General features: G+C 63.1%; 14 protein-coding genes. 9 read left to right on the forward strand and 5 right to left on the reverse strand.

The window, feature by feature from the left end:
- Positions 1-43 precede the first annotated feature (43 nt).
- On the forward strand, positions 44-1033 hold the full coding sequence (locus EI545_RS13175; protein ID WP_125325896.1) for an MDR family oxidoreductase: 990 nt from the start codon (positions 44-46) through the stop codon (positions 1031-1033).
- 199 nt (positions 1034-1232) lie between these two features.
- Here the strand turns inward: EI545_RS13175 and EI545_RS13180 are convergent, their stop codons facing one another.
- Positions 1233-2030, reverse strand: coding sequence for a DUF3800 domain-containing protein (locus EI545_RS13180; protein ID WP_125325897.1), 798 nt, complete (start codon positions 2028-2030; stop codon positions 1233-1235).
- 534 nt (positions 2031-2564) lie between these two features.
- Here EI545_RS13180 and rpsD point away from each other — a divergent pair.
- Positions 2565-3185: a 30S ribosomal protein S4 gene (gene rpsD / locus EI545_RS13185; RefSeq protein ID WP_125325898.1), complete on the forward strand. Its 621-nt coding sequence runs from the start codon at positions 2565-2567 to the stop codon at positions 3183-3185.
- Between the two features lie 54 nt (positions 3186-3239).
- On the opposite strand, the gene EI545_RS13190 is transcribed toward rpsD, so the two are convergent.
- Genes EI545_RS13190 through EI545_RS13200 form a run of 3 tightly spaced genes read right to left on the reverse strand, consistent with a single transcriptional unit; the run spans position 3240 to position 4434 of the window.
- Positions 3240-3656: a GFA family protein gene (locus EI545_RS13190; RefSeq protein WP_125325899.1), complete on the reverse strand. Its 417-nt coding sequence runs from the start codon at positions 3654-3656 to the stop codon at positions 3240-3242.
- Positions 3656-4117, reverse strand: coding sequence for an SRPBCC family protein (locus EI545_RS13195; protein WP_125325900.1), 462 nt, complete (start codon positions 4115-4117; stop codon positions 3656-3658). Before EI545_RS13195 ends, EI545_RS13190 begins: the two co-directional genes overlap by 1 nt.
- The gene (locus EI545_RS13200) at positions 4114-4434 is read right to left on the reverse strand and encodes an ArsR/SmtB family transcription factor (protein WP_125325901.1); all 321 of its coding nucleotides are present in this window, start codon (positions 4432-4434) and stop codon (positions 4114-4116) included. Before EI545_RS13200 ends, EI545_RS13195 begins: the two co-directional genes overlap by 4 nt.
- A 127-nt stretch (positions 4435-4561) precedes the next feature.
- Between EI545_RS13200 and EI545_RS13205 the strand changes: the two genes are divergently transcribed.
- The 5 genes from EI545_RS13205 (at position 4562) to EI545_RS13225 (ending at position 9795) form a co-directional block, all read left to right on the forward strand.
- A complete protein-coding gene (locus tag EI545_RS13205) occupies positions 4562-5098 on the forward strand; it encodes a TIGR00645 family protein (protein WP_125325902.1) in 537 nt (178 codons plus the stop codon).
- Positions 5099-5110: 12 nt separating this feature from the next.
- Positions 5111-6526 carry a homospermidine synthase gene (locus tag EI545_RS13210; RefSeq protein ID WP_125325903.1) on the forward strand — a complete coding sequence of 472 codons (1416 nt, stop codon included), beginning with the start codon at positions 5111-5113 and terminating at the stop codon, positions 6524-6526.
- 332 nt (positions 6527-6858) lie between these two features.
- The gene (hisC, locus tag EI545_RS13215) at positions 6859-7944 is read left to right on the forward strand and encodes a histidinol-phosphate transaminase (protein ID WP_125325904.1); all 1086 of its coding nucleotides are present in this window, start codon (positions 6859-6861) and stop codon (positions 7942-7944) included.
- Positions 7945-8003: 59 nt separating this feature from the next.
- Complete coding sequence (locus EI545_RS13220; RefSeq protein ID WP_245990371.1) at positions 8004-8873, forward strand: prephenate/arogenate dehydrogenase family protein; 870 nt, start codon at positions 8004-8006, stop codon at positions 8871-8873.
- A 46-nt stretch (positions 8874-8919) separates the two neighbouring features.
- Positions 8920-9795: an extensin-like domain-containing protein gene (locus EI545_RS13225; RefSeq protein WP_164517295.1), complete on the forward strand. Its 876-nt coding sequence runs from the start codon at positions 8920-8922 to the stop codon at positions 9793-9795.
- 7 nt (positions 9796-9802) lie between these two features.
- Here the strand turns inward: EI545_RS13225 and EI545_RS13230 are convergent, their stop codons facing one another.
- Positions 9803-10807: a DUF2125 domain-containing protein gene (locus EI545_RS13230; RefSeq protein WP_125325906.1), complete on the reverse strand. Its 1005-nt coding sequence runs from the start codon at positions 10805-10807 to the stop codon at positions 9803-9805.
- A gap of 75 nt (positions 10808-10882) precedes the next feature.
- Between EI545_RS13230 and EI545_RS13235 the strand changes: the two genes are divergently transcribed.
- Positions 10883-11413: a gamma-glutamylcyclotransferase gene (locus tag EI545_RS13235; protein ID WP_125327490.1), complete on the forward strand. Its 531-nt coding sequence runs from the start codon at positions 10883-10885 to the stop codon at positions 11411-11413.
- Between the two features lie 76 nt (positions 11414-11489).
- On the forward strand, positions 11490-12680 hold the full coding sequence (locus EI545_RS13240) for a biopolymer transporter ExbB (RefSeq protein ID WP_125325907.1): 1191 nt from the start codon (positions 11490-11492) through the stop codon (positions 12678-12680).
- The last annotated feature ends 3 nt before the right edge of the window (positions 12681-12683 follow it).

The raw sequence follows: 12683 nt of genomic DNA on the forward strand, positions 1-12683 counted from the left end.
TTGGCCGGGCCGACTGGGCCCGATCAAATTGGGGGAGGCGAAGATGTTCCGTGCGCTGGTGTTGGAGAAGGAAGGCGATGCTGCCGTGGCGCAAGTCCGGGAGCTGGACGAAAGCGCGCTGCCGGTGGGCGATGTGACCGTGGCGGTCGAATATTCGACGCTGAACTACAAGGACGGGCTGGCGCTGTCGGCCAATGGCGGGGGGATCGTGCGGGCGTGGCCGCATGTTGCGGGGATCGACTTTGCGGGGACGGTCGAGGCGTCCTCGGACAGCCGCTACAAGCCCGGCGACAAGGTAGTGCTGACCGGCTGGCGCGTGGGTGAGGTGCATTGGGGCGGCTATGCTCAGAAGGCGCGGGTCAAGGCGGATTGGCTGGTGCCGCTGCCCGGCGGCCTGACCACGCGGCAGGCGATGGCAGTGGGAACGGCCGGGTTCACGGCGATGCTTGCGGTGCTGGCGCTGGAGGATCACGGGCTGACCCCGGCGAAGGGTGAGGTGCTGGTGACCGGTGCTGCCGGGGGCGTGGGGTCGGTTGCGGTCGCCATTCTGGCGGGGCTGGGCTATCAGGTGGCGGCAGTGACCGGGCGGCCCGAGACGGAAGCCTATCTGCGCGACCTTGGGGCATCGCGGATCGTGGCGCGGTCGGACCTGGCCGAGACGGTCAAGCGACCGCTGGAGGCCGAGACCTGGGCCGGTTGTGTCGATGCCGTGGGCGGCGCGATGCTGGCGCGGGTGCTGGGGCAGATGAAATACGGCGGCTCGGTCGCGGCGGTTGGGCTCGCTGGGGGGGCTTCGCTGCCTGCCAGTGTGATCCCGTTCCTGCTGCGGGGTGTGAACCTGTTGGGGATCGACAGCGTGAGCAAACCCTATGCCGACCGGATGCGCGCGTGGGAGCGTCTTGTGACCGATCTGCCGATGGCGAAGCTTGAGGCGATGGTGAAGCCTGCGGTGCTGTCGGACCTGCCAGCCTTGGGGGCGGCAATCCTGAAGGGCGAGGTGCAGGGCCGGGTGGTGGTGGATGTGAACGGCTAAGGGGTGTCCCGGGCAGGGACAGGTGGTAGCCGCAAGGATTCCAATGGGTTAGCTGTGGGCGTTAGGGGTTTGTTAAGGAGGTAAATTTGCTTTTCTTGCGCCCTTTGCTTGGATGGGACTGACGAGCCATCGATGGAGACTGGAAGATGTTTGTCAGAAACCTTTTCGAACCAATTGCATAAATGACGGGGTCACTCCATTAGAGCCTCCAATAATCACGCTTCGAATTCCGTAGCTCTTGAAAGAATGCAGCGGTCTCACCGGGAAGTGTCAAGTCTTGAAGAGAATGAATTGCCTTGATTCCATGCCCAACGATGCTTCCGTCCTTTCCGGCCAAGAATCTGTCTTTGCATTCGTAAAGATATCTAGGTTCGGAAAGCCCAAATGCTCTGGCATCGCGTCGCACGGTACTAAAGAGAGCATGTGCGCCAAAGTCGCTGATTGGCATGCAGGCATCATCTGTCTTTTTCACGGCTGTGATAGAGAACCTGTCGATATTGCGTAGCGCAACCGCCCTATGGTCGAGCGGGTTTTTCTGGATTGAGTCGATGAACGAAAGAAGGGAGCTATATCTTTGCGCCCTAGCTTCCAACCGAATTCTTACCTCGCTGGCAGGAATGCCGAACTTTCCAAGCGCATCGCCAACCTTCTCAAGCAAGTACTGAAGACACTTGTTGTAGAAGTGTGTAGGTGTCTTGCTAGCGTCCGGAAGGTACTTAAGAAGACTTAACTTGTTTGAAATCAACCCGAACATTCCGACTGGCATTTTGGAAATCGTTCTTGCCAGCAGTATTTTCTCGAAGTGACCGAGCCTGTTTGCATGGAGGATCTCATCGAAAAATGGCAAGGCTGCGAGAGTTTCCTCGATTTGACGCCTGTTGTCTTCATCAATGATAGTTGCGCAGGCGCAGAAGTATTGCGTCGGCCCATGGCTCGGATCCGGCTTGACATCCTTGAGGCCAACATCACCAGCTTCATCAATCAGGACAGTATACATTCTCGATTTCACGGAGTGCTACATGGTAGACAGAACCATACCTGCAGTGATTTGATCTGTCATTGCCTCTTACCACCTGCGGAAGAGACCCGCTTGGCAATCACGCTAGCTGCCTTTGCCCGGAATAATGGGTGTAAGCCCGCCGGGCCGCGCCCTCCCCACTGCCCGGCCACGGGCCGGGCGTTTTTCGCGGAAATCCTCCACTGGAGGATTTCTGGTCGCTTACCCCCCGCCCGGGAGGGCGCGGCCCTCTGTTGTTTTGGGTGGTGGGCGGGTAGAGGGAGTCGGGCTGAAGCCCGACCTACGGGGGAAGTGCGTTGTAGCGCACCTTGCGGAGTCGGTGCGGGCCCCGACCTATGCTGGTGAGGGTGGTGTTGACACCCCCGGTGCCACCTGTATAACCCGCCCAAGTCCCGGAAGAGATTCCGGGGCTTTTCATTGGTGTTGGTGGCCCTCGCAAGGGGATGCCTGTCGCCCCGGACTACATCCGGGGAAAGGACAACGCCCTTCGTGACCTTATGAAGGAGATCAGCGGTGACCAAACGCACCTCTGCCAAGTACAAGATTGACCGCCGGATGGGCGAAAACATCTGGGGCCGTCCGAAATCCCCGGTGAACAAGCGTGAATATGGCCCCGGCCAGCACGGCCAGCGCCGCAAGAACAAGCTGTCCGACTTCGGGACGCAGCTGCGCGCCAAGCAGAAGCTCAAGGGCTATTACGGCGACCTGACCGAAAAGCAGTTCCGCAAGATCTATGGCGAAGCGGAGCGCGTGAAGGGCGACACCGGCGAGATGCTGGTTGGCCTCTTGGAGCGCCGTCTGGATGCGGTTGTCTACCGCGCCAAGCTGGTGCCGACGATCTTCGCCGCGCGTCAGTTCGTCAACCATGGCCACGTTCTGGTCAACGGCAAGCGCGTGAACATCGCGTCTTACCGCGTGGCAGAAGGTGACGTCATCTCGGTCCGCGAAAAGTCGCGCCAGATGGGTCTGATCCTGGAAGCCATCGCTTTGACCGAGCGGGACGTACCGGATTACCTGGAAGTCGACCACAACAAGATGGTGGTCAAGTTCGTGCGCACCCCGGGCCTCGGCGATGTGCCGTATCCGGTGCAGATGGAACCGAACCTGGTCGTCGAATACTACGCCAAGAACTAAAGTGCCTTGAAGCACTGCGAAGGCCCGCCGGTTTGGCGGGCCTTTTTGTTTGGGTCAGCCCGGTGGCATCTGGGCATGGGCGCTCAGGCCAGAGGGCATGCTGTCCCAAGGTTGGGCGGCGCGGGTCCAGGTGACATGCCGGGGCTGGAAGCGGGCGGGGTCGTCAAGGCTGGCAGCGGTGATGGCGATGATGCCGGGCATCGCCGGGAAGGCCATGTAGACTGGCGTGCCGCAGGTTGGGCAGAAGGCGTGGCGTTTTTCCGTGCCGCCGTCGCCGGTTGCGGTCCAGTGGCTGGCCGGGCCTGTGATTGCCGTGTCAGCCACTGAGGCGAACACCAGCCAGGAGGAATGACCCGTGCCGCTGCGCCTTTGGCAGTCGCGGCATTGGCAATGGGTCTGCTCGACAGGTGGGCCGGGCAGGGCATAGCGCAAGGCCCCGCAGCCGCAGCCGCCGGTGAAGGTGCCCTCCATCACGCGGCCTTGGGCTTGGCAAAGACGTTCAGGCCAGTGCCGGTTTCAAGATAGCTTTTCAGGCTGGACAAGACGATGGGCCAGCCTTTGCTGACGCCCTGTTCCATCCCGCTGCCCTTGATCAGGTCATCATGGGTCACGATCAGCTTGGTCATGCCATCGTAGGGGATGATGTCAAAGGTGACGCGGCTGTAGGCTTGGGGATCGGCTTCCTCGGACCGGTTTACCCAAGAGATCACCAGCTTTGACGGCGGGCTGTGTTCGACCACGCGGCCCGTCAGTTCTGCCACACCGCTTTCGTTGCGGACATGCTCCCACCGCGCGCCGGGTTGCCAGTCCGAGACGTTGGAGTGCCCCCAGTAGCGGCTGGAAATGTCGGCGCTGGTGATCGCCTCGAACACCTTTTCGGGCGCGGCGGAGATGAAGGTGACGTAGACGAAACTTGTTCTTTCAATGGTCATTCCTGATTTCCTTCCAATTCGCGTTTCAGATCGTGCAGCAGGGTCAGGCGCTGCATTTCGAATTTTCGGACCCAGCGTTCGTAGATGTCGTGCAAGGGCACGGGGTTGATGAAGTGGAGCTTTTCGCGGCCCCGGCGGACGGTGGAGACCAGATTGGCCGCCTCCAGCAGGTCAAGGTGCTGGGTCGCCGACTGCCGCGCCATGCCCAGATGCGCGCATAGCTGGCCCAGCGTCTGGCCGTTCTGTTCACACAGCAGATCCAGAAGCTGGCGGCGCGTGGGATCCCCAAGTGCCTTGAACACCTTGTCCTGATCCATGCCTGTCCCCCTGAGGGGTAAAATATGCAGGTAAATACCTGCATGTCAATCCCGCATCGGGCATAAGGTCTTTTCATTTTGCCTTTGCCTGCGTATGCGCAAGGAAGGACCTGAACGGGGGGTTTGAATGTCGTCTGATCGTAACACTGTAGAAGCCCGCTTCGAACGCGGGTTGTTTGCCAGCCGCTGGCTGATGGCGCCGATGTATCTGGGGCTTGCCATTGCGCTGGGCATGCTGACCGTGATCTTCCTGAAGGAATTGGCCTACTACCTGCCGCAGCTTCTGGACTTGTCGGCCGAGCAGATGATCCTGGTCGCGCTGACCCTGATTGACCTGACACTGGCAGCCAACCTGCTGCTGATCGTGATGTTCTCGGGCTATGAGAGCTTTGTGTCGAAGTTTGACTTCGAGGTCGGCGAGGACAAGCCCGGCTGGATGGGCAAGGTCGATTTCGGCGGCCTGAAGATGAAGCTGATCGCGTCCATCGTGGCGATTTCCGGGATCCACCTGCTGAAACGGTTCATGGAGATCAGCGATCTCGACACCGCCACCAAGTTTGGCGAAACCGAGATGTATTGGCTGGTGATCATCCACCTGACCTTCGTCGTCTCGGGCGTCCTGATGGCGTTGATGGACTGGCTACAGGCCAAGTCTTACAAATAAGGGAGACACCCCATGACACAGGCTGTGCATGCGCGCATCGATGGCGCGCTGGTGATGATCGGTTTCGGGTCGATCGGTCGCGGCACTCTGCCATTGATCGAACGCCACATCGGCTTTGACCGGGACCGGTTCACGGTGATCGAACCCTCGGGTGACTTCGCCCATATCCTGCGCGACCACGGCATCCGGCATCTGCAATGCGCGCTCACGCCAGACAACTATGCCGACGTCCTGCGCAGCCTGTTCCCCGAAGGCCGGGGCATGATCGTGAACCTGTCGGTGGACGTGGATTCGATCGAGTTGATGAAGCTGGCGCAGGAGATGGGGGTTCAATACCTCGACACGGTGGTGGAGCCATGGCCGGGGTTCTACTTCGGATCGCCCTTGCCGAATGCGGACAGGACGAACTACCCCCTGCGTGAGAAGGTGCGCGCCTTGGGCAAGGCCTATGTCGGGGGGCCGACGGCGGTGTCCTGCTGCGGGGCCAATCCGGGCATGGTCAGCTGGCTGCTGAAAGAGGCGCTGTTGCGGCTGGCCTTGGACACCGGGGTTGCCGCCAACCCCGTCGGGCGCGAGGATTGGGCGGCGCTGATGCAGACGCTTGGCGTCAAGGGCATCCACATCGCCGAGCGTGACACGCAAGTCAGCGCAAGGGCCAAGCCGCCGGGGGTGTTCGTCAACACCTGGTCGGTGGATGGACTTCTGTCGGAAGGCTACCAGCCCGCCGAACTCGGCTGGGGCACGCATGAGAAGGCACTGCCGCCGCAAGGTCATGCCTTTGACCACGGTCCGGGCTATGCGATCTGGATCGACCGCCCCGGCGCGGATACGCGGGTGCGATCCTGGTGCCCGGATGTGGGACCGCAGTTCGGCTTTGTCATCACCCATAACGAGGCGTTGTCGATTCCCGACTACTACACGGTGTGGGAGGGGGACCGGGCCGTCTATCGACCTACCTGCCATTATGCCTATCACCCCAGCAACGACGCGATCCTGTCCTTGCATGAAATCAATGGGGCCGGGAAACTGGCCGAAGCGCAGCATATCCTGACGGTGGACGAAATCGTGGCGGGGGGCGATGACCTGGGGGTTTTGCTTTACGGCCATGCCAAGGGGGCAATGTGGTACGGTTCGCGACTGTCCTGTGACGAGGCGCGGCGGCTGGCACCCTATCAGAACGCCACCGGGATGCAGGTGACCAGCGCCGTTCTGGCCGCGATGGTCTGGGCAGCCGAGAACCCGCGCGCGGGTTTTGTTGAGGCGGATGAGATGGACCACGTCCGCTGCCTTGACGTCCAGCGCCCTTATCTGGGCAGGATCGAGTGTCACTACACCGACTGGACGCCGCTTTCGCACCGCATCAACCGCTTTGCCGAGGACCGTGACGAGGACGACCCTTGGCAGTTCTCCAACTTCCTCGCGGTCTGATCCGGGCCTAGGAAACAGAGCGCGTTCCGCGCGAAGTCCTTTTGTCTCGCCTCTGGCGCGCGAAGACGCGCGCCAACCGGCTCGGGTACATGGGGGCATTCTGCCCCCACACCCCCTGAGAGTATTTGGAAATGAGCAAGCGCATTTGCTCTTTTCCAAATACTCCCGCCGGAGGCGACGGACCGAGCCGGTTGCGCGCCGCTTCGGCGCGCAGAGGCGAGACAAAAGACGTGCGGCGAAGCCGCGCCGGTTTGCGACCTTTCGTCTGGGATGAAGCCTCTGGCCTTAGGCGCGCGGGAAAGCTAAACAACCTGCACGTTTCGGGGGTCAGGATGAGCGATCAGATCAAGCCGCAGCCCGGCATTCTTGACATCGCCCTTTATGAGGGTGGCAAGGCGCATGTGGCGGGCGTTGCCAATGTGGTCAAGCTGTCGTCGAACGAGAACCCTTTCGGTCCGTCGGACCGCGCGAAGGAGGCGTTTGGCCGGACGGTTCACAGCCTGCACCGCTACCCGGTCACCGACCATGCCGCCCTGCGCACCGCGATCGCCGAGGTGCATGGGCTGGACGCGGCCCGCATCATTTGCGGGGCGGGGTCGGATGAGATCATCACCTTCCTTTGCCAGGCCTATGCCGGGCCGAAGGATGAGGTGGTGTTCACTGAACACGGGTTCCTGATGTACCGCATCTCTTCCATGGCTGTCGGGGCGACCCCGATTGAGGTGCCGGAGCGGGAGCGGACGGCGGATGTCGATGCGATTCTGGCCGCCTGCAGCCGTCGGACGAAGCTGGTGTTCCTGGCCAACCCGAACAACCCGACCGGTACGATGGTTTCCCCGGCCGAGGTGGCGCGGCTGGCGTCCAGTCTGCCACCGCAGGCGATCCTCGTTCTGGACGGGGCCTATGCGGAATATGTCGAGGGCTACGATGGCGGTGCCGCACTGGTCGATCAGCGCGACAATGTCGTGATGACCCGGACGTTTTCCAAGATCTATGGGCTTGGCGGTCTGCGCATCGGTTGGGGCTACGGGCCAAAGCATATCATCGATGTGCTGAACCGGATCCGGGGGCCGTTCAACCTGTCCACCACGCAGCTTGAGGTGGCCGAAGCGGCCGTGCGCGACCAGGATCATCTGGTGCGCTGCCGGACCGAGAATGCGCGGATGCGGACCTGGCTTGCCGGTGCGCTGGCCGAGCTTGGGGTGCCGTCGGACACTTCGATGGCGAACTTCATTCTGGCCCGCTTTGCCAGCCGGGAAGAGGCCGAGGCTTGTGATGCCTTCCTGAACGCGCAGGGCCTGATCGTGCGGCGGGTGACGGGCTACAAGCTGCCGCATTGCCTGCGGATCACCATCGGGGATGAATCGTCCTGTCGGCAGGTCGCCCATGCGGTGGCGCAGTTCAAGGGTGTCAGGTGAGCGGCCCGGTAATCTATCAGCGCGTCGCCCTGATCGGACTTGGGCTGATCGCCTCGTCCATGGCCCATGCGATGCGGGCGGGCGGGCTGGTCGGTGAGATTGTGGGCCACGCCAAGTCGGCCGAGACGCGGGCGGTGGCGTTGACGCTGTTCTGTGACCGGGTGACCGAGACGGCGGCCGAGGCGGTGCAGGGGGCTGATCTGGTCGTCTTGTGCGTGCCGGTCGGGGCGATGGAGGCAATCGCCGCAGAGATCGCACCACATCTGAAGCCCGGGGCCGTCGTCACCGATGTGGGATCCGTGAAGCAGGCGGTTGTGGATGCGGTCGCGCCACACCTGCCGGAAGGCGTGCATTTCATCCCAGGTCATCCGCTGGCGGGGACCGAATATTCAGGTCCGCGGTCGGGCTTTGCCACCTTGTTCCAGAACCGCTGGTGGCTTCTGACGCCGCTGCCCGATACCGATGCCGTGGCTCTTGCCCGGCTGCGCAGCCTGTTGGAAGCGATGGGCGCCAATGTCGATGAGATGGACGTGGCCCGGCATGATCTGGTTCTGGCCGTAGTCAGCCATACACCACATCTGATTGCCTATACGATGGTTGGCGTGGCGGACCATATGCGCCGGGTTTCGGCGCAGGAGGTCATCAAGTATTCCGCCAGCGGGTTTCGGGATTTCACGCGGATCGCCGCCAGCGACCCGACGATGTGGCGCGATGTGTTCCTGACCAACAAGGACGCCGTGCTGGATATCCTTGGTCGCTTTGCCGAAGAGCTGTTCAGCCTGCAACGTGCGATCCGCATGGGGGATGGCGAGCATTTGCACGCCTATTTCACCCGCACGCGGGAAATCCGGCGCGGGATCATCGAGGCTGGACAGGACACCGCAGTGCCGGATTTTGGCCGCGCTGGCCCGCCGTCCAAGGGCGTCTGATCCGGTGCGGCTGGTTCTTGCTGCGGGACTTCTTTGCCTTGCTGGCATGGCGGTGGGGCAGACGGTGGTTGACCGATCACCCCGCCCGCTGGAAAACCCTCGGCTGTCGACAGCGATAGCCGCCCCCGAGGCTGTTGCCCCTGCCGCCGTGCCTGACGGGGAGGAGGCGACTGGAGCTGAAACCCCGCCCCCGGTCGCGGCACCTGACCCGGCGGTCGAAGGGTCGGTCCTTGCCAGTTCGTTGCGCCCTGTGGCCCGGCCATCGGCGCTTGCGGAACGGCTGGCCAGCTTGCGTGCCGCCTCCAACGCGCCGGGGCTGGACCTGTCGGCAAGCCAGGCGGAGGGAGAGGTGGATCTGGCCGCTGTCGCCCCGCCGACCCGAAAGGAAAAGCGTCGCAAGAAGCGCGAGGCGGCCTCAATGGAAGGGGCGGTCTGCGGCGTGGCATCAATCAAGGGCGAAGAGATTCCGCCGATCGGGTCCAAGGTCGGCGGCTGCGGCGTGCCCGAGGCGGTGAAGGTCACCTCGGTCGCCGGAGTGCGGCTAAGCCAGGCGGCGACGGTGGATTGCAGCGTCGCGCAGGCGTTGAACACCTGGGTGCAGGACGTGGCGCAACCCGCGTTCGACGGCAGGTTGTCCGAACTTCGGATTGCCGCGCATTACATCTGCCGCAGCCGGAACAACGTGAAGGGCGCAAAGATCAGCGAACATGGCAAGGGTCGGGCCATCGACATCTCGGCCTTCGTGTTGTCGGATGGCAAGGTGCTGACGGTGCAGGACAATTACAACCGCACCCTGCGCCGGATCTACAAGGCGGCCTGCGGGATCTTCAAGACCACGCTTGGCCCGGGGTCAGACGGGTATCACGAAGACCACTTTCATTTCGACACCTCTGCCCGGTCGGGCGGGGCCTTCTGCCGCTAACCCGTCGCTACCCAGTTGGCCCCACCATCATCGGCGCAGGCCCAAGCGGCAGGGGGCCAAGCGACATCCGGCCTTCATTCAGGACGAGCGGCAGCCGGAGCACGGCCGGATCCCCCCCTTCGTTCGCGAGGGCACCGAGCATGTTCTGTACGGTCTGGGACAGTTCCGGCTTGATCGCCCCCGCAGCGACAAGAACGGGCACCAGATGTTCCCACTTGGTCACCGCAATTTCGATCCGGCCCGCGGCAAAGCCGGCAGGATCCGGGGCAATGCTGCCGCTGGCCGACACCGACATGTCGCCCCAGGTGACCAGCGCCTGACCAAGGTCCAGTGCGGCCAGTTGCGGCCGGGTTTCGCCCGCGTGGCGATCCAGCGGCGCGGTCAGGTTCGCCTTTGCCCGCAACTGCACCGTGGCGATGGTTACCGGCAGCCCGGACCCCAGCGTCAGGCGCGCCATTTCTGCCGGGTCGGGGGCCAGTTCGGCAATGTCCAATGCCACGTCATAGGCGTTCGGCTGATCCTCGACCGCCAGAACCGAGGCGACGGCTCGATCCGCCCCGGTCGTCCATCCCTGGCTGGAGGTCGCGAGCAGCGCGCCGCTTTCCACGATCACCGCCACCAGCGGCACATCCGTGGCCGGGCGCGAGCGGAAGCTGGCGCGCAATCCTTCGGAGGAGACGCTGATTTCTTGATCCGGCAGGGTGATCATCTGTTCTGGCGGCAAGGCGGCGATGATGTGCCATGGCTTCCACGTCATTGCGAAGACCTGCGCAAAGGGTGCTGTCCAGCCGATACCACTTTGCGGGTCGGCCAGCCGCAGCCCTTCGACCGTCAGATCGAAGCGGTTGGGGAAGCCTACGACCGACAACGCCGATTTCTCCGCCGTCATCCCGCGCGCGGTCTGGTCGGCAAACCACTGTTCCGCCCCCTGCCGCAGGGCGGAGGAGCCGACGAACCAGTAGCCCGACCACAAAAGCGTACCAAGGACCAGAAGGAACAAAAGCTTGCGCATCGGGCGGGCCTTTTCATTGCGACATCAGCAGTGTTTACAGGGCCAATGGAACAAGAGCCAGTCACGCCAACGTTTTTGGAGGGTCCACTTTGGGTCTTCGGCTACGGGTCGCTGATCTGGGATCCCGGCTTTCCGGTGGTGGAACGGCGCATTGCGCGGGTGGACGGCTGGCACCGCAGCTTTTGCATGCGGTCGATCCACCATCGCGGCACGCCTCAGGCTCCGGGGTTGGTGCTGGCGCTGGACCGGGCCGATGGGGCCACTTGTACCGGGGTTGCCTTTCGGGTGGCTGCGGGGGCGGAAGCGGCCACTCTGACTGGCTTGCGGGAACGCGAGCTCGTTTCCTCGGCCTATCTTGAACGGGTCCTGCGGGTCCAGACCGACACAGGGCCGCTTGACGCGCTGACCTATGTCATTGACCCCGACCACATGCAGTACTGCGGCGGGCTGACGATGGACGAACAGGCGCAAATCATCGCGGGCGCGGTCGGGGGGCGCGGGCCGAACCGCGATTACCTATGGTCAACCGCCGCGCATCTGGCCGAACTGGGCATCGCCGACCCGGATCTGGAGTGGCTGGCACAGGAAGTCCGTCGGCGAACCTGACCTGTCGCATTCCTTTTGCTTGGCAGATGGCGCTGGCCTGCTAGTCTACGGGCCAGGGCAGGAACAGAGGGCAGGCATGTCCCAGACAGATCAGCGGGCGGCAGAGGTTGGAACGACCTTCAGCCAACCCATTCGGGCGATTACCACGATGCTGCTGGTCTGCCTTCTGGTGGGGGCAGGTGCATGGCTGATTCATGGCCAGGTCATCGACATCCTGCGCACCAATCCGCTGCTGAACGGGTTGATCGCGCTGGTCTTTCTTGTCGGCGTGCTGACCTGCTTCTGGCAGGTCTGGATTCTGGCGCAATCCGTCTTCTGGATCGAAAACTTCGTCCGTGGCACGCCGGGGGCGGAAAATGACCCGCCGCCACGGTTGCTGGCATCGCTCGCCACGCTGCTGCGGTCGCGGACGGCGCGGATGTCGATCTCGGCCACATCCTCACGGTCGATCCAGGATTCTGTCGTGCAGCGGATTGACGAGGCGCGGGATATCACCCGCTATCTGATCAACCTGCTGGTTTTCCTTGGCCTTCTGGGCACCTTCTGGGGTCTTGCCACCACCGTTCCCGCAGTGGTGGACACCATCCGGTCGCTTGCGCCACAGGAAGGGGAAAGCGGGCTGGACGTGTTCGGCAAGCTGATGGGTGGGCTTGAAAGCCAGCTTGGCGGCATGGGGACGGCGTTCTCCTCCTCGCTTCTCGGGTTGGCGGGATCGCTGGTCCTTGGCCTGCTGGAGCTGTTTGCCGGGCACGGCCAGAACCGTTTCACCCGCGAGCTGGAGGAATGGCTGTCTTCCATCACCCGGCTTGGCTTTGCGGGCGATGGCGAAGGGGGCGACCAGAACGCGCTGGGCCTGATGATCGACCACATGGCCGAGCAGATGGAACAGTTGCAGCTTCTTCACGCGCAGTCCGAGGTCAGCCGGTCGCAGACCGACGCGCGGATCGCCGATCTGGCCGGGGCGCTGGAGCGTCTTTCCGAACAGTTCGATGCCGAAAAGGGCCAGGCCGCCACGCTGACCCGCATTGCCGAAGGTCAGGACAGGATGATCGCTGCGCTAGCATCGGGTGCCAGCGCCAAGACTGAGGATACGGGCGGGCCAGATGCCGAAAGCCGGATGCGCCTGCGGTCGATCGACGTGCAGCTTCTGCGCATCCTTGAGGAGATGTCGGCGGGTCGGCAGGAAACGCTGGCTGACCTCAAGACCGACATTGCTGCCCTTACTGCCGCCATCCGCCAGCTTGGCCGCAGCACCGGGCGGGGCTGACCC

Origin of the sequence: Tabrizicola piscis, assembly GCF_003940805.1 — a bacterium.
Lineage (GTDB): Bacteria > Pseudomonadota > Alphaproteobacteria > Rhodobacterales > Rhodobacteraceae > Tabrizicola > Tabrizicola piscis.